This is a genomic window from Streptomyces sp. CBMA29 (genome assembly GCF_014596445.1).
In the GTDB taxonomy this organism is placed as follows: Bacteria; Actinomycetota; Actinomycetes; order Streptomycetales; family Streptomycetaceae; genus Actinacidiphila.
In genome coordinates, this window is the sequence record NZ_MECL01000111.1 from 18,596 (window position 1) to 42,451 (window position 23,856).

At 72.1% G+C, this 23,856-nt stretch carries 14 protein-coding genes; 5 read left to right on the forward strand and 9 right to left on the reverse strand.

The annotated features are described in order from the left end of the window. The first annotated feature begins 140 nt into the window (after positions 1-140). Together malQ and BGM09_RS16175 are read left to right on the forward strand one after the other, a co-directional pair. A complete protein-coding gene (gene malQ, locus BGM09_RS16170; protein ID WP_188282295.1) occupies positions 141-2,246 on the forward strand; it encodes a 4-alpha-glucanotransferase in 2,106 nt (701 codons plus the stop codon). A gap of 48 nt (positions 2,247-2,294) precedes the next feature. Then, the gene (locus BGM09_RS16175) at positions 2,295-2,546 is read left to right on the forward strand and encodes a hypothetical protein (protein ID WP_188282296.1); all 252 of its coding nucleotides are present in this window, start codon (positions 2,295-2,297) and stop codon (positions 2,544-2,546) included. A 17-nt stretch (positions 2,547-2,563) separates the two neighbouring features. Here BGM09_RS16175 and BGM09_RS16180 read toward each other — a convergent pair whose 3' ends face one another. The 6 genes from BGM09_RS16180 to BGM09_RS16205 form a co-directional block, all read right to left on the reverse strand. Then, positions 2,564-3,097: a MarR family winged helix-turn-helix transcriptional regulator gene (locus tag BGM09_RS16180; protein ID WP_188282297.1), complete on the reverse strand. Its 534-nt coding sequence runs from the start codon at positions 3,095-3,097 to the stop codon at positions 2,564-2,566. A gap of 246 nt (positions 3,098-3,343) precedes the next feature. Beyond that, positions 3,344-4,609, reverse strand: coding sequence for an MFS transporter (locus BGM09_RS16185; RefSeq protein WP_317452727.1), 1,266 nt, complete (start codon positions 4,607-4,609; stop codon positions 3,344-3,346). Between the two features lie 107 nt (positions 4,610-4,716). Next, on the reverse strand, positions 4,717-6,141 hold the full coding sequence (locus BGM09_RS16190) for an alkaline phosphatase family protein (RefSeq protein WP_188282298.1): 1,425 nt from the start codon (positions 6,139-6,141) through the stop codon (positions 4,717-4,719). A gap of 181 nt (positions 6,142-6,322) precedes the next feature. Continuing rightward, positions 6,323-6,874, reverse strand: a complete 552-nt coding sequence (locus BGM09_RS16195) for a GNAT family N-acetyltransferase (RefSeq protein ID WP_188282299.1) — start codon at positions 6,872-6,874, stop codon at positions 6,323-6,325. A 141-nt stretch (positions 6,875-7,015) separates the two neighbouring features. Then, positions 7,016-9,595: an aminopeptidase N gene (gene pepN / locus BGM09_RS16200; protein ID WP_188282300.1), complete on the reverse strand. Its 2,580-nt coding sequence runs from the start codon at positions 9,593-9,595 to the stop codon at positions 7,016-7,018. 306 nt (positions 9,596-9,901) lie between these two features. Then, entirely contained in the window at positions 9,902-10,180 is a 279-nt protein-coding gene (locus BGM09_RS16205; protein WP_188282301.1) for a hypothetical protein, read from the reverse strand. A 607-nt stretch (positions 10,181-10,787) separates the two neighbouring features. On the opposite strand from BGM09_RS16205, the gene BGM09_RS16210 reads away from it, so the two are divergent. Then, positions 10,788-11,624 carry an ABC transporter ATP-binding protein gene (locus BGM09_RS16210; RefSeq protein ID WP_188282302.1) on the forward strand — a complete coding sequence of 279 codons (837 nt, stop codon included), beginning with the start codon at positions 10,788-10,790 and terminating at the stop codon, positions 11,622-11,624. Beyond that, positions 11,621-14,227: an ABC transporter permease gene (locus BGM09_RS16215; protein WP_188282303.1), complete on the forward strand. Its 2,607-nt coding sequence runs from the start codon at positions 11,621-11,623 to the stop codon at positions 14,225-14,227. The genes BGM09_RS16210 and BGM09_RS16215 overlap by 4 nt, the downstream gene beginning before the upstream one ends. 146 nt (positions 14,228-14,373) lie before the next feature. On the opposite strand, the gene BGM09_RS16220 is transcribed toward BGM09_RS16215, so the two are convergent. From BGM09_RS16220 to pepN (BGM09_RS16230), 3 genes are all read right to left on the reverse strand, one after another. Continuing rightward, on the reverse strand, positions 14,374-17,718 hold the full coding sequence (locus BGM09_RS16220) for a S8 family serine peptidase (protein ID WP_223187094.1): 3,345 nt from the start codon (positions 17,716-17,718) through the stop codon (positions 14,374-14,376). A 202-nt stretch (positions 17,719-17,920) separates the two neighbouring features. Then, positions 17,921-19,081: a hypothetical protein gene (locus BGM09_RS37740; RefSeq protein ID WP_223187095.1), complete on the reverse strand. Its 1,161-nt coding sequence runs from the start codon at positions 19,079-19,081 to the stop codon at positions 17,921-17,923. Between the two features lie 1,048 nt (positions 19,082-20,129). Then, positions 20,130-22,715, reverse strand: a complete 2,586-nt coding sequence (gene pepN, locus BGM09_RS16230) for an aminopeptidase N (protein WP_188282305.1) — start codon at positions 22,713-22,715, stop codon at positions 20,130-20,132. A gap of 244 nt (positions 22,716-22,959) precedes the next feature. Here pepN (BGM09_RS16230) and BGM09_RS16235 point away from each other — a divergent pair, with 244 nt between their 5' ends. Beyond that, a complete protein-coding gene (locus BGM09_RS16235; RefSeq protein WP_317452728.1) occupies positions 22,960-23,625 on the forward strand; it encodes a DsbA family protein in 666 nt (221 codons plus the stop codon). The last annotated feature ends 231 nt before the right edge of the window (positions 23,626-23,856 follow it).

The window sequence follows — 23,856 nt, forward strand, 5'->3', positions numbered from 1 at the left end:
CCGTACGAGCGGCGCGGCGCGCCTCCGGGTACAGCGCGCGGCGTCGGGGTAGGGGTCAGTGCGGCTCCCGGGACAAACCTGTGCGAGCGAGGACGCGTGACCGACCGATCAACTCATTGACTGACGAATGCGGAGGCCCGATGGACCGGGTGCGGCTTGCCGGGCTCTATGGCGTGGACGTGACGTACCGGCCGGCACCCGGGCGGGAGGTCCCGGTGCCGGAGGAGACGGTCGTCGCCGTGCTCGCGGCACTCGGCGTGGACGCCTCGACGCCCAGCGCGGTCAAGACCGCCCTCACGGCGTACGAGACGCGCCGGGCCAACCGGCTGCTCCCGCCGTGCACGGTGCTCAGATCGGGCCGCGGCACGCTCGCGCAGACGTTGCGCGCACTGCCCGAGGACACCCGGCTCACCGTCGAGACCGAGACGGGCGAGGCGCTGGACTCCGCCGTGACGCCCCCGCCGGGGCGGTACGCGCTGCGCGCGGCCACCGCCGACGGACGTACCTCCAGAGGCGACCTGATCGTGGCGCCCGAGCGGCTGGCGGGCCCGACGGGACGGGCCTTCGGCTTCATGGCGCAGCTCTACTCCACGCTCTCGCAGCGCTCCTGGGGCATGGGCGACCTCGGTGACCTCGCCGACCTCGCCGCCTGGTCGGGGCGGACGCTGGGCGCCGGATTCGTCCAGATCAACCCGCTGCACGCGGCCGTACCCGGGCCGCCCACCGACCCCTCCCCGTACCGCCCGTCCTCCCGCCGCTTCCCCGACCCGGTGTACCTGCGGATCGAGGAGGTGCCGGAATACGCGTACCTGTCCGGCGAGGCCAGGGAGAAGGCCGACGCGCTGTCCCGCAGGGCCGCCGCGCTGCGTGACACCGTGCTGCTCAAGGACGCGCTGATCGACCGGGACGCTGTCTGGGCGCTGAAGGCCGAGGCCCTGGAACTGCTGCGCGAGGTACCGCTGAGCCCCGGCCGCCGCGCCGCCTACGTCGACTTCCTCGCCGAGCAGGGCCAGGCCCTCGACGACCACGCCACCTGGTCCACCCTGGCCGAACTGCACGGCGCCGACTGGCACACGTGGCCCGCCGGGCTGCGCGACCCGCGCTCGCCGCAGGTCGCGCGGGCCCGCAGCGAGCACATGGACCGGGTCGACTTCCACTGCTGGCTGAGCTGGCTGACCGACGCCCAACTCGGCGCCGCGCAGCGGTCCGCGCGGGACGCGGGCATGACCATCGGCGTCGTGCACGACCTGGCCGTGGGCGTGCACCCCGCCGGTTCCGACGCCTGGTCCATGCAGCACGTCCTGGCCACGGGCATGTCGGTGGGCGCGCCGCCGGACGCCTTCAACTCCCGCGGCCAGGACTGGGGTCTGCCGCCCTGGCGCCCCGACGCGCTGGCCGCGACCGGCTACGCGCCGTACCGCGACCTCATCGCGCGGATGCTGCGGCACGCGGGCGGCCTGCGGATCGACCACGTCATGGGGCTGTTCAGGCTCTGGTGGGTGCCGGAGGGCCGCCCGCCGACCGAGGGCGCCTACGTCCGCTACGACGCGGAGGCGATGCTCGGCCTGCTGGCCCTGGAGGCGCACCGCGCGGGCGCGGTGGTGATCGGCGAGGACCTGGGCACCGTCGAGCCCGGCGTGCGCGAGGAGTTGGCGGGCCGCGGCATCCTCGGCACCTCGGTGATGTGGTTCGAACGCGATTACGAGGGGACCGGGCCCAAGGGCGGCGACGGCCGTCCGCTGCCGCCCGAGGCGTGGCGCGAGTCGTGCCTGGCGACCGTCACCACCCACGACCTGCCGAGCACCGCGGCCCGGCTCACCGGCGAACACGTCGAGCTGCGGCACCGGCTCGGCCTGCTGACCCGCCCGCTCGCGGAGGAGGAGGCGGCCGACGCCGCCGAGGTCGCGGAGTGGCTGGCGCTGCTCGGCCGGCTCGGGCTGCTGCCGGAGGGCGCGGTCGACGAGGAGGCGGTGGTGAAGGCCGTTCACCGCTTCCTGGCGCGTACGCCCGCGAGCATGGTCGGCATCTGGCTGCCCGACACGGTCGGCGACCGCCGCCCGCAGAATCTGCCCGGCACCTGGGACCAGTACCCGAACTGGCGGCTGCCCGTCGCCGACGCCGACGGCACCCCGCTCACCCTGGACCGGATCGCCGTCTCGCCGCGGCTGTACGCGCTCGTGGACGACGTACGGCAGGCGATGGCGGAGGCGGCGGGGGAAGGCCCGGACGGCGGCGGACACCCGTAAGGACACCCCGGGCGCGCGGCCCGTGAGGGTCTTCACTACATTGAGGGCGTGGACAAGAAGCTCACCAAGAAGGCCGTGCGCGCCGGAGTCATCACCGCCGGTACGACGCTCATGCTGCTCATGTCGACCCCGGCGTTCGCGCTCGCCCGCGACGACGGCGACGACCCGGGTTCCGGCCTGAGCGTCATCGAGACGCTCAGCCTGTTCGTGCTCGCCCCGCTCGTCCTGTTCGGGGTCATCGCGGGTCTGGTCATGGTGACCGACAAGACCCGCAAGGAGCAGGAGCACCCGAAGCAGTAGCTTTTTCCGCCGCGAGACTAGCGACCGGTGTCCGGCGCCGCCGCGGCGGCCAGCAGCACCCGCAGCAGATCCGCGAGCTCTTGCGCCCGCGCCGGTTCGAGGCCGTCCAGCGCCGCCTTCTGGAGGGCCAGACCGGCGCCGACCGCCCGGTCGACCGTCTTCAGCCCCTGCCCGGTGAGCGAGACCCGCAGTCCCCGCCGGTCGTGCGGATCGGGCGCCCGATCCAGCAGCCCGGCCCGCTCCAGCTTGTCCAGCCTGCCCGTCATCCCCCCGGTGGTGAGCATCAACGCCGCCGAGAGCTGGCGCGGCGACAGCGTGTACGGCTCGCCCGCGCGGCGCAGCGTCGCGAGCACGTCGAATTCGCCCCTACCGATGCCGTACCGCTGATACTCCTTCTCCATCCGGTCGCCCATCAGCCGCGAAATCCGGTGTATCCGGCCGAAAACGGCCATCGGCAGCGTCTCCAGGTCCGGACGCTCGGACCTCCACTCGCCGGTGATGGCATCGACGGCGTCGACTGCGCCGATGGCGTCGACGGGTTCCTGGGTCATGGGGCCCAGTATCGGGGCCGGGGTCGCTGGCCAGCAAGTATTCGCTCGACGCTAGCCATTTCGCCTTCCCTCCGCCCCCGCGGGGGCGCGGGCAAGGCGCGCTGTCCGTACGGCGGGAGGTGCCCCGAAGGGGCGCTGGGGGCGCCTCCCAGCGCTCCTACGGGGCGCAAGCTCTCCCGCAGAGAGACCGCGTGCGGGGGCCGGGCCCCGAAAGACGGGGCGAACCGCACACCCGCAGGGTGAACGTCAGGGTTGGGGCAGGGGCTCTTCGCTCGGGGGTGGAGCCGTAGTGGTGAGGGAGCCGTCGGCGGGACTGAGGTTGCGGGCGAAGGGGCGCCAGGCGATGGCGGTGAGGAGGGCCATCGCGGCGGCGGCGAACCAGAAGGGCGCGGTGACGCCGCGCCAGCGGGCCAGCGGGCCGCCGATCAGCGCCCCGGCGGCGTTGCCGCCGATCGCCAGCATCATGAAGACACTCTGGACGCGCCCGCGCAATTCCTCCGGCACGCGCCGCTGCCTGATCGTCGTCTCGACGCCCGCGAGCACGGAGCTGTGCACGCCGAAGGCGACGAGGACGGCGGCGGACAGCCAGGCCGCGGTCGACAGGGCGAGCCCCACATGCGTGAGCGTCTCGATCACGAGCCCCGCCCGCAGCAGCGTCGCGGCGCTGAGCCACCGCTGGAGCCCCGGCGCCCACATCGCCCCGACGACGCCCCCGACGGCGCTGGCGGACAGCAGCAGGCCGAAGCCGATCTCGCTCATGCCGAGCCGGTCGCGGGCGTAGAGCACCATGATCGAGAACCCGGCGGTGAGGGTGACGTTCATGAGGCAGAGGGCGACCGCCATCATGCGGATGGTCGGCTCGCGCCAGAGCCAGCGCACGCCGACCGCGATGTCCGCGCGCACGGACGCCCGCCGGGCGGGCTCGGCCGCCGCGCCCCCCTTGACGCCGCGCATCGCGGCGACCAGCAGCGCGGCGGCCACGAACGACATCGCGTCGACCCCGAAGGGCAGCGCCGTCGCCAGGACGAACAGGGCGGCGCCGAGCGGCCGTCCGGCGAATTTGTTGAGGACGAAGTACGAGCCGTGCAGCCGCGAGTTGGCGCTCGGCAGGTCGTCGGGGGCGACCACGGCGGGCACCATCGTGGCCGCCGCGTTCTCGGCGAGCGTCTCACCCGTACCGAGCAGGAAGGCGAGGGCGTAGATCACCGGGATCGAGGCGTCGCCCGCCCAGACGGTGACGGCCAGAACGGCGGTCAGCGCGCCGCGCAGCAGGTCGACCACGACGATCAGCCGCTGCTTGTCGAGCCGGTCGATCAGCACGCCGCTGACCAACGAGAAGAGCAGCCACGGGACTTGCTGTACGAAGACGGCCAGCCCGACGAGGACCGGGTCGTCCGACACCGCCGCGACGAGCAGCGGCGCCGCCGCCGCGACCACCCCGTCCCCGAGGGTCGACACCGAATTCGCCGCCCAGAGCAACCTGAAATTCCGGCCGAGCCCCCGTACCGCCACGCCCCGCACCTCCCCGCAGGCCAAAGACGCCGACGCTACCGGCGCGGGAGGCACGGGCTCCACCGGTTTTTCGGGCGCCGCCGTACGGGGAGGAGCGGGAGGGGAGGTTACGTGTGCGGTCGGTTCCCGCGCTCCTGCTGCGGGAAGTGCTGGTCGGCGCCCGGCAGCGTCGGCTTGGGCAGCGTGGCCACCTCCTCCTTCGCCTCGGCCAACTGCTTGGCCGTGTCGTTCGGCAGCCGCGGCGGCCTGTGCTCGTCGCGGAAGCGGAAGGCGGAGGTAAGGTCGCCGAAGGTCCGGCGGCGCCACTGGCTGATGTTGGGCTCCTCGACGCCGGTGAAGCGTTCCAGGAACTGGAGCACCGAGGTGTGGTCGAAGGTCTCGCCCGCGACCCAGCCGCCCACCGTCCAGGGCGAGATGACGATGGCGGGCACGCGGAAGCCGCCGCCGATCGGCAGATTCTGGATGAATTCGTCGGGCGTGCCCGGCTTCGGCGTCGGCGGCACGACGTGGTCGAAGAGACCGTCGTTCTCGTCGTAGTTGAGGATGAAGGCGGTCTTCGCCCACACCTTCGGGTTGGACGCGATGGCCTCGATCTTGGACGCCACGAAGTCCGCGCCCGCTGCGGGCAGATAGTTGGGGTGCTCGGACTGGTAGCTGGTCGGCAGAATCCAGGAGACGGCGGGCAGCCGGTCGTTGCGCGCGTCGTCCTCGAAGACGCCCTCCGGCTGGAAGACCATGCCGCGGTCGTACAGCGGGTCACCCGGCTGCGCGTCCCGGAAGCTCTGGAACTGCGAGAGCATGTTGGTGCCGTAGTTGTCGGTCTGCTGGTAGACCCGCCAGTCGACACCGGCCGCCTGGAGCCGTTCCGCGTAGGTGGTCCAGGTGTACGGCTTCGGCGCCGAGTTGGAGATGACCGGGCCGCCCTTGGTGCCGCCAGGATCGACCGTACCGGTCATCCAGTACAGCCGGTTGGGCCAGGTCGGGCCCATGATCGAGCAGAAGTAGTTGTCGCAGATGGTGAACGCCTCGGCCAGCGCGAACTGGAACGGGATGTCCTCACGGGTGTAATAGCCCATCACATACGGGCCGTTGACGCCGTCCGCCGCCCGGTGCGCGGGCAGCCACCGGTCCATCTCGCCGTTGTTCCACGCCTGGTGCTGCACGGTGTAGGCGTGGCTGGTGGACGGGATCGCCTGGGCGCTGGTGCTGTGGGTGTCCAGATGGAACGGCAGCAGGTAGCCGTCGGGGTTGACCTCGTCGGGCTGGTAGAAGACCGAGCGGCCGGTCGACAGCTTCCGCGCGTGCGGGTCGTCGAAGCCGCGGACGCCGGAGAGCGTGCCGAAGTAGTGGTCGAAGGACCTGTTCTCCTGCATCAGCATCACGACGTGCTCGATGTCACGGAGCGAAGCGTGTCGCGGCGGTCCCGCCGCGACGGCCTTCTGCACGCTGGGCGGCAGCAGGCTCAGCGCCGCGGCGCCGCCCACCACCCCCGCGGCCGAACCTAGGAGTCTGCGTCGCGTCAACTCGGGCATGAACGTCCCTCCTTGAGGAGCTTCGGAGCGGGTCCTGTCACGGACCCTTCGAAACTCTTGTGGGCATACGGCGTGGGGCGAAGGGTGAAGCCGGTGAACAAGTGAGCAACGAGCAGTAAGGGGTTGGCCAAGCCGTGACTCTCTTTACCTCGCCATTACCGCCTGTTTATGCCCTGGAGTTTCACCACACGTCCCCGTCCCGCCAGTCGCAGGTCAGCGTCCTCGCCGTGTCCAACGGCACCGCGGGGACTGGGAACACGTAGATCCAGGTGTCCACGTCGGGTGTCGCGATGACTCCCTCGCGCGGGGTCAGCGCCGACGTCGGGCCCTGCCACTGCCGCCAACCGCGCGCCGTGTAGAAGCCGGTCGCGTCCTCCGCGGCGCCCAGCGCGCCCAGTTCGTACGCGCCCCTGACGAACCGTTCGACCGCGCCCATCACGGCCGCGCCGTACCCCCGCCCCCGCCGGTCCGCGCGTACCGCGACGGCCTCCACGTATCCCGTCCGCAACGCCCGCCCGCCGTGCAGCAGCCTGCGCTGCACCACCGCGGCGTGCGCGACCAGCTCGCCGCCCTCCCAGACCATGGCGTGCGTGCCGCCCAGCGTGTGGTCCCAGTCCCCGTCGGTGAAGGCACCGTCCGGGTGGTCCATGAAGGCGTCGTCCAACAGGGCACGGATCGCGGTCAGTTCGGCCGCCGACAGCTCGGCGGTGTGCGCGGTACGTACATCGGTCATGCCGGGCGTCCTGACTGTCCGGGGCCGCCGGTACGCGACGGGCCGCCGGTACGCGACGGGCCGAGGGATGTGACGGGCCGAGGGATGTGACGGGCCCCGGACCGCGCTCGCGGTCCGGGGCCCTTGGCGCGGGGTGTCGGGTCAGCTCGTGGTGGCCGCCGCCGCGTCCGCGGCCTGGGCGCGCAGTGAACGCTCCACGCTGGAGCGGGACTCCACGACCAGCCGGCGCAGGGCGGGGGCCGGGTCGGCCGACGCCAGCCAGGCGTCGGTGGCGTCCAGGGTGGCCTGCGAGACCTGGAGGGCCGGGTAGAGGCCCACCACGATCTGCTGCGCCATCTCGTGGCTGCGCGAGTCCCAGACGTCCTTCACCGTCGCGAAGTACCGCTCGGTGTACGGGGTCAGCAGCTCGCGCTGGTCGGTCTGCACGAAGCCGCCGATCACCGCCTCCTGCACGGCGTTCGGCAGCTTGTCGTCCTCCACGACCGACGCCCAGACCGCCGCCTTGACGTCGGCGCTCGGCCGCGCCGCCCGTACCGCCGCCGCGTGCTGCTCGCCCGCCGAGGTCGGGTCGAGCGCCAGCTCCGCGTCGATCGCCTTCTCGTCCGCGCGGCCGGTCGCCGCGAGCCGGCACAGCAGCGCCCAGCGCAGATCCGTGTCGACGGCCAGCCCCTCGTACGTCACTGTGCCGTCCAACAGTCCGGCCAGGACGTCCAGTTGGGCGTCGGTACGGGCCGCGAGGGTGAACGCGCGTGCCCAGGCGAGCTGGTGGTCGCTGCCCGGCGCCGCCGTCCGCAGGTGCTCCAGCGCCGCCTCGGTCCACCGGGCCAGGCCGGTGTCGCGCCACACCGGGTCGGCGTACAGGTCGAGCGCCAGCTTCACCTGGCGGTGCAGCGACTGCACCACACCGATGTCGGTCTCCTTGCCGATGCCGTGCAGCACCAGCTCCAGGTAGTCACGGGCGGCCAGTTCGCCGTCCCGCGTCATGTCCCAGGCCGCCGCCCACACCAGCGCGCGCGGCAGCGATTCCGTGAAGTCCCCGACGTGGTCGCGGACCACGGCCAGCGACTGCTCGTCCAGCCGTACCTTCGCGTATGACAGGTCGTCGTCGTTGAGCAGGATGACGGCCGGGCGCGGCGTCCCCGCGGGGAACGGCACCTGCGTCGACTCGCCCTCGATGTCGAGTTCGACGCGCTGGGTCCTTACCAGCTTGCCGTCCACCAGGTCGTACGCGCCGACCGCGATCCGGTGCGGGCGCAGCAGGGCCTCGCCCTTCGCGCCGGCGGGCAGCGCCGGGGCCTCCTGCCGTACCGCGAGCGAGGTGACCGTGCCGTCCTCGGCCACCGTCACCTCCGGCCGCAGCACATTGATGCCCGCCGTCTCCAGCCACGCCTTCGACCAGGTCTTCAGGTCGCGCCCGGAGGTCTCCTCCAGCGCGCCCAGCAGATCCGCCAGCCGCGTGTTGCCCCACGCGTGCCGCTTGAAGTACGCCTGCACGCCCGCGAAGAACTCGTCCTCGCCCACGTACGCGACGAGCTGCTTCAGCACCGAGGCGCCCTTGGCGTACGTGATGCCGTCGAAGTTGACCAGCACGTCGTCCAGGTCGTTGATCTCCGCCATGATCGGGTGCGTGGACGGCAGTTGGTCCTGCCGGTACGCCCACGTCTTCATCGAGTTGGCGAAACTCGTCCACGAGTGCGGCCACTTCGAGCCCGGTGCGTACGCCTGGCAGGCGATCGAGGTGTACGTGGCGAACGACTCGTTCAGCCACAGGTCGTTCCACCACTCCATGGTGACCAGGTCGCCGAACCACATGTGCGCCAGTTCGTGCAGGATCGTCTCGGCCCGCGTCTCGTACGCGGCGTCCGTGACCTTCGACCGGAACACGTACTGGTCGCGGATCGTCACCGCGCCCGCGTTCTCCATCGCGCCCGCGTTGAACTCCGGCACGAAGAGCTGGTCGTACTTCGGGAAGGGGTACGCGTACGCGAACTTCTCCTCGAACCAGTCGAAGCCCTGCCGGGTGACCTCGAAGATCGCCTCGGCGTCCAGGTACTCCGCCAGCGAGGGACGGCAGTAGACGCCCAGCGGCACGCTGCGGCCGTTCCCCTCCCAACTGCTGTGCACCGACGCGTACGGGCCGACGATCAGGGCCGTGATGTACGACGAGATGCGCGGGGTCGGCGCGAACACCCACACGCCGTCCGCCGGGGGCTCGGGGGTCGGGGAGTTCGAGATCACCGTCCAGCCGGCCGGGGCCTGGACCGTGAAGGCGAAGCTCGCCTTCAGATCCGGCTGCTCGAAGCTGGCGAAAACGCGGCGGGCGTCCGGTACTTCGAACTGCGTGTACAAATATGCTTGCTTGTCGACCGGGTCGACGAACCGGTGCAGGCCCTCGCCGGTGTTGGTGTACGCGCAGTCCGCGACGACCCGCAGCTCGTTCTCGCCGGAGCGCAGGCCAGGCAGCGCGATCCGCGAGTCCTTGAACGAGGCTGCCGCGTCCAGGGGCTCGCCGTTGAGCACCACCTCGTGCACGAGGGGCGCGACCAGGTCGATGAACGTTTCCGCCCCCGCCTCGGCGGCCTCGAACCGTACGGTGGTCACCGACCGGAAGGTGCCGCCCTCCTGGGCGCCGCGCAGGTCCAGCTCGATGTCATAAGCGTCCACGGTGAGCAGGCGCGCACGCTCCTGCGCCTCCTCACGCGTGAGGTTCGTACCAGGCACGGTGGCCCACTCCTTCTCGTCAGATGAGACGCCCATCCTCGCACGGGCGCGATTCCGTCCTACGGTTCGCCGTTCTGGGCCTGTCTTTTCCCGCCCGCCCACCCGTGCGGGTGCTTTCTCCGTCTGCGGGTGCCGCCTGTGCCTGGTCGGTGCCGGGCCGGGGTACCTCCTCGAAATCCGTAACACCTGGCCCCTCGTATCCGGTGACGTTCCTGTCAACGTATTTCTGCGGGGGCACCCCGCCCCGTCCCCTCCTCGCCCGTCGGCGTCCGCCTGTCCGGTGGGGGTGGCCGGGAGGGGGGCGGGCTACTGGACGGTCGTGTCGGCTACGAGTTCGGCGAGCTCGAAGCGGTACTCGAATTGCTTCATGTAGCCCTCGACGCGGAGAACGTACGTCCGGTCGGAGCACTTGAACACCTGCCTGCGCCGGGGTTTGCGCACGTCGCGGTCGAAGGTGTTCACCAGGTTGAGGAAGACGACCGGCGCCTCCTCGTGGCTGGCCTCGAACTCAGTGAGGGCGTCCACCCGATAGGGCCCGTGAGGCGAACCGCCGACCGGGCTTATCAGGACCATCCATCGGGCCACGCCAGCTCCTCGCCCATCGCATGAGAGTGATCAACACCCCCCATTCCACCCGACCCGGCCAACGACCACCAACATCCCCATCCCCTGCGCCCCAGCAGCCCACCAGCAGCGCAGCCCCCCACAACCGTGCACCCCCCGACCTGCCCCAACCCCACCCGCCCCCCACCATCCGCCATGCACCCGCCGCCGTACCCAAACCCACCCACCCCCCACCGGACCGTCGGACGCCGCCGTACCCGAGCCCCACCCACCCCCCTCCCCGGCAACCCCTACCGGCAGGCGGACGCCGATGGACCCGGAGGGGACGGGGCGGGGTGCCCCCGCAGAAATACGTTGACAAGAAGGTCACCGGATACGCGGGGCCAGGTGATACGGATTTCGAGGAGGTACCCCGGGCCGGGACCGACCAGGCACAAGCGGCACCCGCAGACGAGCAAAACACCCGCACGGGTGGGCGGGCGGGAAAAGACAAACCCACGGCGGCAGCCGTCACGCCGGGGCGGGGGTTGTCCCCACCATGGGGAGGCCGGGGGACGTCATGGTTCGGGGGAGCGCGGCTCCGTAGCGTCGGGAGGGTCGGGAAACGGGCTGAGCTGAGGGGAAAGAGATGGCGTCGCGGCGCGAGCGGAAGCGGGCACAGAAGGCGGCGGACGCCGAAACGACGGGCGCGCCGGCCGCGGCGTACGCGGTGGAGCTGAGAGGCGTGCGGCGGACGTACGGGCGGGGAGACGCGGCGGTGCACGCGCTGCGCGGCATCGATCTGGGGCTGCCCCGCGGCAGCTTCACGGCGGTGATGGGCCCCTCGGGGTCGGGGAAGAGCACGTTCCTACAGTGCGCGGCCGGACTGGACCGGCCGAGCGCCGGGCACGTGCTGCTGGGCGGGGTGGAGATCACCGCGCTGAGCGAGAAGCGGCTGACGGAGCTGCGGCGCAGCCGCATCGGGTTCGTGTTCCAGTCGTTCAATCTGCTGCCGTCGCTGACCGTGCAGCAGAACGTCCAGCTTCCGCGGCGCCTGGCGGGCGAGCGCCCCGACCGGCGCCGGGTGGCGGAACTGCTGGCCCAGGTGGGCCTGGAAGGCCACGGAAGGCGCCGCCCCGGCCAGCTCTCCGGCGGGCAGCAGCAGCGCGTGGCCATCGCGCGGGCGCTGGTCACGGAGCCGGACGTGATCTTCGCGGACGAGCCGACGGGGGCGCTGGACACGGGTACGGCCCGCGAGGTGCTGGGGCTGCTGCGGGACGCGGTGAACGGGCTCGGCGCGACGGTGGTGATGGTGACGCACGACCCGGTGGCGGCGTCGTACGCGGACCGCGTGCTGTTCCTGGCGGACGGCTCCTTCGCGGACGAGCTGCGGCACCCCGAGCCGACGGCGGTCGCGGACCGGATGGTGGCGCTGACCCAGCGCGAGGCCGGGCGCGGCGCGGGACGGGTGGGGGCGGCGGCATGAACGGCCTGGCCCGCGCCTCCGTGCGCTTCAGGCCCGCGTCCTTCGTGGGCACCTTCGTCGCGCTGCTGTTCGCGTCCGCCGTCATCACGGCGTGCGGCAGCATGCTCCAGACCGGGATCACGGCGCATGTGAAGCCGGTGCGGTACGCGGCCACGCCCGTCGTGGTGGCGGCCGACCCGTCGGCGCGGATCACCACGGGGCACGGCGACGACGCCGACAGCGACGCGGCGTCGCTGCCGGACCAGCCCCGCGTGGACACGGCGCTCGCCGACCGCATCGCCCGCGCGCCGGGCGTGTCGGCGGCCGTGCCCGACACGGCCTTCCCGGTGCAGTCGAAGACGCTCCCGCCGCTGACCGGCCGCGACTGGTCGGCCCACGCGATCGACGCGAGCACGGTGGTGCGGGGCAGCGCGCCCGGTAGGGGTGAGGTCGCCCTGTCGGCGGCCACCGCACGGGCGGCGCACGTCGGCGTCGGCGACACCCTCACGCTGACCGCCCCGACGGGCGCGGCCACGTACAAGGTCTCGGGCCTGACCGACACGAAGGACGGGACCAAGGCCAGCGCCAGGGCAAGTGTCACAGCCGGCGCCGGCGCCTCGGCCTACTTCGCCGACCCCGTCGCCGACCGCCTGTCCGGACACCCGGGCCGCACCGACGCCATCGCCGTACTGCCCAAGAGCGGTGTGGACACGGACGAGCTGGCCCGGCAGGTGACGGCCGCGCTCAAGGGCGCCTCCGGCGGAAAGGACGCCCCCGGCGGAAAGGGCGCCCCCGGCGACACGGCGAAGGTGCGTACCGGCGACGGCCGCGGTCTCGCCGAGCACCCGGAGCTGGCCGAGGGCAAGGAGATGCTGACGGCGATCGGCGCCTCGTTCGGCGGGATCGCCACGGCGACGGCCGTGTTCGTGGTGATGGGCACCGTCGCGCTGGCGATCGGCCAGCGCGGCCGGGAGATCGCGCTGCTGCGCGCCGTCGGCGCGACCCCGCGGCAGATCCGCCGCACCGTGGCGACCGAGGCGATGCTGGTGGCGCCGATCGCGGGCGCCGCGGGCATCCTGCCCGGCGTCGCGCTGGCCCGCTGGTGGGTGAGGCAGCTCGTCCACCGCGACGCCGTCCCGGCCGGGGTGACGCTCAGCACCGGCTGGATCCCGATGGTGAGCGCGGTCGGCGCGGGCCTGCTCGCGGCACTGGCCGCCGGATACCTGGCCGCCCGCCGCCCGTCGAAGGCGCGGCCGAGCCAGGCGCTCGGCGAGGCCGCGGTGGAGCGCCGCAGGCCCGGCGTCATCAGGACCGTGCTCGGCGCCGCGGCCGTCGCGGGCGGCTGCGTCCTGGCCGCCGTCGCCGCGCACACCACGGGCGAGGACGCCGCGAACGTCGCCCTCGGCATCGTCTTCTGCTTCATGGTCGGCGTGGCCTTCCTCGGGCCCGTCGTGGCCTGGGCCGCCGCCGCCCTCCTCGGCCTGCCGCTGCGCGCGGGCGGCGCCGCCTCGCAGCTCGCCGCCGCCAACAGCCGGGCCAACGCCCGCAGGCTGGCCTCCGCGATCACCCCGATCGTGCTGGTCACCGCCTTCTGCGGCACGCTCCTGTGCATGCAGGGCTCGCTCAGGCACGAGGCGGCCCGCCAGATCAAGGACGGCGTCGTCGCCGACCAGGTGCTCGGCTCGTCCGGCGCCGGAGTGGCCGCCGACACCGCGCGGCGCGCCGCGAAGGTGCCCGGCGTGGACGGCACGGTCGGCGTCCTGCGCACCGGCGCGCTCTACCGGGCGTCCGGCTCGCTCAACTCCGCGTCCCTGCTGGGCGTTTCAGGCGATCCGGGCAAGCTGCCCGACGTCCTCCAACTGGGCCTCAAGACCGGTTCGTTGAGCGCGCTGACCGGTGACGGCCGGACCGTGGCCGTGGATTCGCTGCTCGCCGGTACGGCGAAGGTGAAGGTCGGCGACCGGATCCCGCTGTGGCTCGGCGACGGCACCCAGGTGCGGCCCACGGTCGTGGCGACGTACGAACGCGGCCTGGGCATCGGCCAGTTGCTGATGCCGCGCGCGGCCGTCGCCGACCACGCGCGGACGGCGTACGACACGCAGGTGCTGGTGCACGACGCGCCCGGCGCGGACCGTACGGCCGTCGAGCGGGACCTGTCGCGGCTGGGCGTCGCCGGGCTCACGGTCACCGACCGTGCCGGGTACCGCCAGCAGGCAGACAAGGAGCTGGAGTTGAACGCCTGGGCCAACAGCGTCATGGCCGCCGTCCTCGGCGGATTCGCCGCGGTCGCCGCCGCGAACACGCTGGTGATGACGGTGCTCGACCGGCGCCGCGAGGTCGCGCTGCTGCGGCTGGCGGGCACCACACGCCGCCAGGTGCTCGGCATGGTCCGCCTGGAGGCGCTGCTGGTCGCCGCGGCCGGGCTGCTGATCGGCGGCGCCATCGCGTGGATCACCCTCGTCCCGATCGCCCGCGGTCTGACCGGCGCGAGCCCGTACATCCCGCCGGGCACGGCTCTCGGCCTCGCGGGCGCCGCGACGGTCCTCGGCCTGCTGTCCACCGCCCTTCCGGCCCGCGCGCTGCTGCGCGCCAACCCGGCGGCGGCGGGCGCGGCCCGCGAATAGGCCCTCCGGGCAGGGGAGTCGAGCCGCACTCCCCGTGCCCCGTACGCCGAGTGGGGCGGCCGTCACGAAGACGGCCGCCCCACTCGGCGTACGACACACGGGGGGTGCGGAGCCGAAAGCCCCGCACCCCCCAAAAGACAACTCCGTTACGGCGTCGTCTTCGTGATGATCACGCTGCCCTTGCCCGCCACCGAACCGCGCGCGTTGAGCAGTTGCACCTCACCGAAGAACTTGCGTCCCTCGGGCGCCGCGGCCGAGGCCAGGAGCGAGGCCGAGACCTTGGCGGAGGCGCCGTGCGGCAGGTTGACGGTGGTGGTGTCGTCCACCGTGACCGTACCGAGGGCGTCGGAGAAGTAGACGTCCTCGTAGTCGTAGGTGGTCGTCCCAGCCGGTACGGCGTACGCGTCCACCTCGAAGGTGTACGTGCCCGCGGGCGGGTTGGCCAGGCTGACCCGCTCGTCGGAGCCGCCGCTGGCGGATTGCGCGACGAGCACCCCGTCCCGGTAGACGTACAGGTCGAGGTCGGCGGCCGTGTCGGACGTCGCGCCGATCGACACGTCGAGCCGGGAGACGCCGGGGCCGAGCGTCAAGGTGGTGGTCTGCGTGTCACCGTCGGCGATCGTCGGCTTGGCGGTGAACGCCGAGCCGAGCGGGCCGCCCTTGAGCTTGCCCTGGATCGGGGCGAAGCCGTTGGTGACCGTCCAGTCGACCGGGGTCGGCGTGCCGACCTTGGCCTCGGGAACCGTCTTGACCGCCGGGTCGAAGGCCACGCCGAGCAGCGTCACCGACAGGTTGTACGGGTTGTCGAGCTGCGGCGAGGTGCGGCGCGCCTCGACCGCGATCTCCCACACGCCCGGCATCGGGTTGGCGTAGGAACGCACGTCCGGGCGGCACTTGTTGTTGGGGTTGTCGTAGTTCGGGTAGCAGTCGATGGTCTGGGTCGAGTCGAGCGGCACACCGTACGGGTGCATCGTCAGGAACCGGGTCTGGCTGCCGGTCTTGAGCCCGTCCATGGCGACCTCCAGCGAGGTCGCGCCCGCCGGGACCGTCACGAAGTACGACCGCGTGGTGTCGCGTTCGATGCTGCCGGAGCGGGTCAGCGTGTACGACGGGCTCGCGACCGGAGCGGAGACGAGCACGGCGGCCGACATCTGCGAGTCGATGCCGCGGGTCAGCGGGTCGTCGATGTTCAGCAACGCGCTGTGCGCGCCCGCCGACTTCGGCTTCGCGGTGACCTTCACGGTGACCGGCTTGTTCAGCGGCAGCAGCACCAGCGGGCTGGCCACCTTGAACGTGCCGTCGTTGTGCGCCCAGGTGAGCGTGTGCAGTTGGGCCCAGACGGGACCGCTGGTACGGGTCACGGTGACGTTGTACGTACGCGACTGCCCGGCCTGGAGGCCGCCTTCACGGTCGTACACGCCCGTGCCGAAGCCCGGGGTGACGAGGTAGTCCTTCAGCACCGTGTTGACCGGTGCCTTGACCGTGTACGTGTTGGTCTTGCCGCCCTGCCTGAGCAGGTTCCAGGCCGGACCGACGGCGATGAGACCGGCGCCCTGCTCGATGGTCTGCGTGCCGGGGATCGACTTGGCGGTGCTGGTCAGCGCGGTACGGAGCTGCGCGGGGCTGACCGTCAGGTGCTTGGCCTTGGCCGCGGACAGCAGCAGCGCGGAGGCTCCGGCGGCCTGCGGGGACGCCATTGAGGTGCCCTGGAGCATCGCGTAGCCGGGCGGCAGGGTGTAGCCCGCCTCCTTCACCGGCCCGCCCGGCTCCCAGGTCGGGATGGTGTTGATGGACGCGCCGGGCGCGCTGATGACCGGGGCGAGGCCGCCGTCCTCACGCGGACCGCGCGAGGAGAAGGGCATCATCGAGTACGGAACGGTCATCTGCGAGCCGTAGTTGGCCGCCCAGGTCTCCTTGGAGATGGACGCGCCGACGCTGAGCACGTGGTCCGCGAGGCCGGGGTCGCCGATGGTGTTGACGCCGGGGCCGTCGTTGCCCGCGGAGATCACGAGCTGTATGCCGTAGGTGTCGATCAGCTCCTTGTAGAGCTGGTCGCGGGCGCTGGCACCGTCGTTGAGGGCGCCGAGACCGCCGATGGACATGTTGACCACGTCCACGTGCCGGTTGACCACCAGGTCGATCATGCCCTCGGTGAGCGCGATGCTGGTGCAGCCGCCGCTCCAGGTGCAGGCGCGCGAGGAGACGATCTTCGCGCCGGGCGCCGCGCCGTTCATCTTGCCGCCGAACAGGCTGTTGGCGGAGGTGATGCCCGCCACGTGCGTGCCGTGCTCGGACTCCACGACGCCGATGTTCACGAAGTCCGCGGTCTTGCCGACCCAGGTCCCGCCGTAGGGGTCCATGGGCACGTTCTTGCGGATCTCGATGGTGAACGGGATCGACTCGGAGATCGGCGTCGCCGGGTTGTCGGTGCCGAAGTGGCCGATCTGGAAACCGTCCTTGTACGGCTTCATCGCGGTGTCGTCCGTGAAGTCGCCGTTGTCGTTCAGGTCCACGCGGACCGTACCGGCGGCCGGGTCGTACAGCACGCCCCACTTGTCGGTGGTGTCGCCGTCGCGGTTCAGGTCGCCGTTCATGTCGCCGCCGATGGTGGCGGATTCGGCGAACGTGCTGAAGTAGTAGTTCCCCGCGGGCGCCTTCCAGGTGCGTCCCGAGGAGGTGAAGCTCGGGCCGGAGACCGCGGTCACCATCGGGCGCCAGGTGGCGTCGCCGTCGAGGATCGGGTCGGTCGCGGTGATCCAGTCGACGATCTTGCGCTCACCGGTGCTGGTCTTCTGGAGCGCCGGGTGGCCGATGTCCACACCCGAGTCCAGGATGCCGATGGTCACGCCCCGGCCGTCGTACTTCGGGTTGTCCTTGACGAAGTCGACCGCGCCGGTCTCGAACGCCGGCTGGTACGGGTTCTTGGCCGGGGTGTCCTTGCCGGGACCGGGGTACGTCGTCGCCGACGCCTTCCCGTTCCTGGCCGCCGCCGCGGTGGTGTCCGCCGCCGGGGTCGGGTCGTCGAGCTTGATCTCCTGCTTGAGGTCGATCGCGATGACCGAGGACAGCTTCTGCGCCGCCGCGATGGCCTGGTCCGCCTTGCCGGTCGGCACGGTGGCCCGCACATAGCCGATCTTGTCGTACCGCAGACCCACGCTGGCGCCCTGCGCGTCCAGCTTGTCGGCGACCTGGCCGGTGCTGCCGGGCTTGGTGGCGACCATGAAGGTGACGTTCTTGTCGCCGTCCGCCTTGGCCTTGGCCAGCAGCGAGGCGTCCGCGGACCCGAGCTTGTCCGCGCCTCCTGCCTTGTCGGCGGTGCCCTTGTCCGGCGAGCCGGGGCCGGGCGCGGGGGTGGAGGAGGGCGACGAGGGCGAGGCGGGCGCGTCCGCGACCGCGAGCGCGGGCCCGGCGGCCGACAGCGCGGCAACCAGACCCGCGGCCAGCGCGATACGGGCCGCGCGTCTCTTGCCGGGAATGTGAGCGAGTGGCATGGGCATCCCTGTTCGGACCGAGGTGGTCTGTTCGGAAAACGGAGCCGGTCGATCGCTCACATTGCTGGAATTGACTCCCCTTTGGGGAGTGTTGACCGTCCAATGGTCTGGGCATGACGTGTTTCCGCCAACCGCCATCAGGACGAATACGGTACGGGCCGGGGTAAATCGCCGGGACCCCGCTTCCTCGTGTGACGGGTGGTCATCTCGGGGTGACCACCACATACGCGGCGGGTGTCCGGTCTGCGGACGCCATCAGCGCGGTCCTGACGATCGCCGCCTGCTGCTCCGCGCAGTCCCTCAGCTTGGCCGGGGTGAGGTGGATGACGGTGATGCCCAGCGCCTCCAGACGCTCCCGCTCACGGGCGTAGCGCGACCACACGGCGTCGTCCTCGGCGTTCTCGAAACCGTGCTCGAAGGCCCGGTCGAAGAGCTGGTCGAAGGCGCCGCCGGGACCGTACGTGCCACCCGGTCCGTACGCGTCGCCGTCCCCGTACGCGTCCGTCGCGTACACGTCCCCATGACTGTCCTCGCCCGCCGCCTGGCCCGGCCGTACGGTGCGCGCGTCGATCTCCACCGCCACCGCGTGCTCCGGCCAGTACGCGTCGACCCCGCCCAGCGGCGGCCCGCCCGGCAGCCGCAGGTCGACGTTCCACACCGGGTCGGGCAGCGCGTGGCAGCGCACCATCGCGATCAGCCGGTCCTCGGCGACCGACCGGCCCTCGGCGAGCAGCGCGTCCACCGCCGCCGCCACCTGCGGCCGGTCCAGCAGCCGCGCGTGCTCCAACTCCTCCAGCACCGCGCCCGCGTCACAGTGCCCGCCGCGCACCGCCTCGGTCAGCAGCCGCCGCACCGTCCCGGCGTCGTCCAGTTCCGCGACGGCGTCGGCCAGGGCGCGCGGCACCGGCGCGCAGGGCAGTCCGGTGACCTCCTGCGGGCGGGGCAGCGCGTTCGTCCTGCGGATCGCCACGTCGCCCGCGTCGCGCAGCCTGCGCTGCCGCGGCACCAGGACGTCGATCCGGGGCAGCCCCGGCAGTGGCGGCACCGAGGAGAAGCGGTGCAGGGCGAGTGCGGCCAGTCCGGTCACCATCGCTTCCCGGCCGCCGCCGAGCGGGCCGTGCGCTCCCGGATCGCGGCCCGCGTACAGCAGCGCCGCCTCCAGTCGCTCCGCGCTGTTCGGCGGGCCGGAGTGCAGCAGGTACACCTGCGGCAGCACCTGTTGCCATGGCCCTCCCGGGCGGCACCGCTGCGCGATCACGCCTGGTGTCACGCCGCGCTCCCTGAGCTGACGGATCGTCAAGACGCTGTGGCCGGTGCGGAGGTGGTCGGCGGAGCGGTGTGTGTGGGGGTTCTCGATGCTCATGCCGTGGTCGTTCCCGCCGCCGGCCCCGTCACTAACCGCTGTTACACGCCCGTCGACAAACCCGGACAACCCCGGGCTAAAGTCCACGTGTTCGGATGCCGAGCTTACCTTTTCACCTATTCGGGTGACCCCCTCCGGGGGCTTGTCTTTTCCCGCCCGCCCACCCGTGCGGGTGCTTTCTCCGTCTGCGGGTGCCGCTTGTGCCTGGTCGGTCCCGGGCCGGGGTACCTCCTCGAAATCCGTATCACCTGGCCCTGCGTATCCGGTGCCGTTCTTGTCAACGTATTTCTGCGGGGGCACCCCGCCCCGTCCCCTCCCGGTACGTCGGCGTCCGCCTGCCGGTGGGGGTTGGCCGGGGAGGGGGTGGGTGGGCCAGGGTGCGGCGGCGGGTGTCGGTTCGCTGTGGCTGGGGGGTGGTCTCAAGGACCGGTGACGGCGCCGCGCAGCTGTTCGTCCACCGTGGGGATTGGCGGAGGCCGGCTGTCTTCTGGCGCCCGTCCGTCTGCGGACCGTCCGAGGGCGTCGCCCAGCGCCCTGGGCGGAGGACGCTCGGGGCGCCCTCGCGGTCTTTGACACCCCTGCCCGGCCCCCCTCCGCCACCCACGTGGACAGGCGGATGCCGACGTACCCGGGCCCACGCCCCCTCCCGCGCTGCCCGGCCGGACGGCCGGGTGGCGCAGGGCCCGGTCCCCACCCACCCCCCTCCCGGCAACCCCCACCGGACAGGCGGACGCCGATGTGTCCGAGCCCACCCACGCCCCTCCCGGCAACCCCCACCGGACAGGCACCCGCCGCCGTACCCGAGCCCACCCACCCCCGCCCCCCCTCAGCCACAGCGGACAGGCGGACGCCGACGGGCGAGGAGGGGACGGGGCGGGGTGCCCCCGCAGAAATACGTTGACAAGAAGGTCACCGGATACGAGGGGCCAGGTGTTACGGATTTCGAGGAGGTACCCCGGACCGGCACCGACCAGGCACAAGCGGCACCCGCAGACGAACAACACACCCGCACGGGCGGGCGGGCGGGAAAAGACAAGCCCGCGTCAGCTCACCGCAGGGACTGGGCACGCAGCGCGCGGGCGAGGTCGTCGCGGGACTCAACGACCAAGCGCCGCAAGGCGGGTGCCGCGTCGGCGCGGGACGAGAGCCACGCGTCGGCCGCGGCCAGCGCCTCCGACCCCTGGTGGTGCGGGAACAGACCCCGCACCACCGCCATACCGATCTCGATCGACCGCTCGCCCCAGACGCGCTCGACGCAAGCGAAGTACGGCTCGACGTACGGCGCGGTCAACCCCCGCTGCCCCGGCTGCGCGAAGCCCGCGATGGTGGCCTCGACCAGGGCGTTGGAGAGCCGGTCGGAGTCCACGACATCGGCCCAGGCCGCCGCCTTGACCTGCGCGGAGGGCCGGGCGGCCAGACAGCGCACCTCGTGCCGGTGACCGGAGGCGGTGTCGTCGCGGGAACGCTCGGCCGCGACCGCCGCCGCGTCCGCGTCGCCCTCGGCGGTGAGGGTCTCGAGGAACGTCCAGCGCAGTTCCTGGTCGACGTCGAGTCCGTCGATCTTCGCCGAGCCGTCCAACAACCCGCGCAGCAACTGGAGATCGGCCGCCGACGAGGCCACCGAGGAGAAGAACCGCGCCCACGCCAACTGGTGACCGCTGCCCGGCTCCGCCTGCCGCAGCTCCCGCAGCGCGCCCTCGGCGAGCGACCTGGCGGCCTCCTCGCGGTAGTCCGGCGCCACGTAGTGCGACAGCGCCGAGCGGGCCTGCTGGTGCAGCGACTGGAGCACCCCGATGTCGCTCTCGGAGCCCGCGAAGAGCAGCACGAGACCGAGGTAGTCACGGGCGGGCATGAGCCCGTCACGGGTCAGATTCCACACCGCCGACCACGCCAGCGCCCGCGCCAACGGGTCGGTGAGGTCGCCGAGATGGGCGCGCAGCGTGTCAAGCGACACCTCGTCGAAGCGGATCTTGCAGTACGTCAGGTCGTCGTCGTTGACCAGCACCAGCTCGGGCCGGTCCTGCCCGGCCAGGCCGTCCACCACGGTCACCGGGCCCGACACGTCGGTCTCGACCCGCGCGTACCGTTCGAGCGCGCCGCCCGGCACCCGCCGGTACAGGCCCACCGCGACGCGGTGCGGGCGCAGTTCGGGGTGCGACTCGGCAGCGGTCTGGAGCACCGACAGTTCGGTGATCTTCCCGTCGGCCCCGTAAACCACCTGCGGGGTCAGGGAGTTGACGCCCGCCGTCTCCAGCCACGCGCGCGACCACCGCGCCATGTCGCGGCCCGAGGTCTCGGCCAGCACCGCCAGCAGGTCGGCGAGCGTGGTGTTGCCGTACGCGTGCCGCTTGAAGTACCGGCGCGCCGCCTCCAGGAAGGCGTCGCGGCCCACGTACGCGACGAGCTGCTTGAGCACCGAGGCGCCCTTGGAGTACGTGATGCCGTCGAAGTTCAGCTTCGCGTCCTGGAGGTCGCGGATGTCGGCGACCACCGGGTGCGTGGAGGGGAGTTGGTCGGCGCGGTACGCCCACGCCTTGCGCCGGTTGGCGAAGGTGATCCACCCGGCGTCGTACTGCGTGGCCTCCACCATCGCGAAGGCGCCCATGAAGTCCGCGAAGGACTCCTTCAGCCACAGGTCGTCCCACCAGCGCATGGTGACCAGGTCGCCGAACCACATGTGCGCCATCTCGTGCAGGATCACATTGGCCCGGCCCTCGTACGACGCGCGGGTGACCTTGCCGCGGAAGACGAACTCCTCCCGGAAGGTGACACATCCGGGGTTCTCCATCGCGCCGATGTTGTACTCGGGCACGAACGCCTGGTCGTACTTCCCGAAGGGGTACGGGTAGTCGAAGTTGTCGTGGAAGAAGTCCAGGCCCTGCTTGGTGACCGTGAAGATCTCGTCCGCGTCGAAGTGCCGGGCCAGCGACCTGCGGCACAGCGCGCTCAACGGCACGTCGAGCACCGCCCGGTCCTCGAAGGTCCGCGAGTAGTGGTCGTGCTCGACGTGGTACGGGCCCGCGACGACCGCCGTGATGTACGTCGAGATCGGCTGCGTCGGCAGGAAGCGCGACACCGCGCCGTCGCCGCCTTCGTACGGCACCGGCTCGCCCTCCGGCGCGCTGTTGCTCAGCACCGTCCAGCCCTCGGGCGCGGTCACCTGGAAGGTGAACGGCGCCTTCAGGTCGGGCTGTTCGAAGTTCGCGAAGACGCGGCGCGCGTCGGCGGGCTCGTACTGCGTGTACAGATAGACCTCGCCGTCCTCCGGGTCCTCGAAGCGGTGCAGCCCCTCACCGGTCCTGCTGTACGCGCAACGCGCGTCGACCACGAGGGTGTTGCGCTCCGCGAGGTCGTCCAGCGCGATCCGGGTGCCGTCGAAGACGGCCGCCGGGTCCAGCTCCCGGCCGTTGAGCCGGACGGAGGTGACGGCCGGGGCGAGCAGGTCCGCGAAGGACGAGGCGCCGGGCCGCGAGCACCGGAAGTCGATCACGGTCGTCGACCGGAAGGTGCGGTCCCCGTCCGCGTCGGCCGGGTCCACCGCCGACCGTACGTCGAGGGCCACGTCGTAGCGCTCGACGGACAGGATCGAGGCCCGCTCACGGGCCTCCTCGCGGCTGAGGTTCTCGCCGGGCACGGGCGACTCCTTTGTCTGTTCTCACAGGCCCCGCGGGTCTGTGGGCTCATGGGCGGCCCCGGGGGTCTCCCGGGTGGTCACAGCGTTCCGCATCCTCCCACGGGGGGTGTACGGGGGAGGGGTACGGGGAATGCCGTCGCGCCGGTCGCGCGTTGTGCGTCACACAGGACTCATGTCCCCGTGAGCCCGCATGCCCGGCGTGCCGATCGGCACGCCCCGGCACGATCCGTTCGAGGAGTACGCAGTGACCGCGACAGCCCCCGAGACCGACAACCGGCCAGGCAACGACAAGACCCCGGCCGACTTCTGGTTCGACCCGCTGTGCCCCTGGGCGTGGATGACCTCCCGCTGGATGCTGGAGGTCGAGAAGGTCCGCCCGGTCGAGGTGCGCTGGCACGCCATGAGCCTGGCCGTGCTCAACGAGGACAAGCTCGACACGCTGCCCGAGGAGTACGCCACCTTCCTGCGCGACGCGTGGGGCCCGATCCGGGTCGTCGTCGCCGCCCAGCAGAAGTACGGCGAGGAGTACGTGGGCCGGCTCTACACCGCTCTGGGCACCCGCTTCCACAACCAGGGCCTGCCCAAGACCCGCGAGACCGTCGTCGCCGCGCTCGAAGAGGTCGGCCTGCCCGCCGACCTCGCCGACTACGCGGACTCCGACGAGTACGACACCGAGCTGCGCGCCTCCCACAAGGAAGGCATCGACAAGGTCGGCCAGGAGGTCGGCACCCCCGTCATCGCCGTCCCCGGCGCCGACGGCGAGCAGGTCGCCTTCTTCGGCCCCGTCGTCACCCCGACGCCTCGTGGCGAGGACGCCGCCAAGCTCTGGGACGGCACCCTGCTGGTCGCCTCGATCCCCGGCTTCTACGAGATCAAGCGCACCCGCACCAAGGGCCCGAGCTTCGAGTGACGCTCGGCCCCCTTCGCTTTCAAGGGCGCGGCCCGGGTACCCGCCTTCACCCTCAAGCTCGCTGAGGGGGTTCGCCTTGCGTCAGGGCTCCACCGGCCCGGTGGTCGGGTGACAACCCGACTGCCCCGCCGGTGCCGGTGGTGCCCTGCGCGGGGATAGGCGAACCCCACAAGCGGGGTGACCTCGCGGGGGAGCGGCGTCATCAGGGTCGTGGACGTGAGATGTCTCACG

Coding starts and splice junctions, on each gene's coding strand:
- malQ (WP_188282295.1), top strand. CDS start 141: ATGGACCGGGTGCGGCTTGCCGGGCTCTATGGCGTGGACGTGACGTAC.
- BGM09_RS16180 (WP_188282297.1), bottom strand. CDS start 3,097: ATGACCCAGGAACCCGTCGACGCCATCGGCGCAGTCGACGCCGTCGAT.
- BGM09_RS16190 (WP_188282298.1), bottom strand. CDS start 6,141: ATGCCCGAGTTGACGCGACGCAGACTCCTAGGTTCGGCCGCGGGGGTG.
- BGM09_RS16195 (WP_188282299.1), bottom strand. CDS start 6,874: ATGACCGATGTACGTACCGCGCACACCGCCGAGCTGTCGGCGGCCGAA.
- BGM09_RS16210 (WP_188282302.1), top strand. CDS start 10,788: ATGGCGTCGCGGCGCGAGCGGAAGCGGGCACAGAAGGCGGCGGACGCC.
- BGM09_RS16215 (WP_188282303.1), top strand. CDS start 11,621: ATGAACGGCCTGGCCCGCGCCTCCGTGCGCTTCAGGCCCGCGTCCTTC.
- BGM09_RS16220 (WP_223187094.1), bottom strand. CDS start 17,718: ATGCCACTCGCTCACATTCCCGGCAAGAGACGCGCGGCCCGTATCGCG.
- BGM09_RS37740 (WP_223187095.1), bottom strand. CDS start 19,081: ATGAGCATCGAGAACCCCCACACACACCGCTCCGCCGACCACCTCCGC.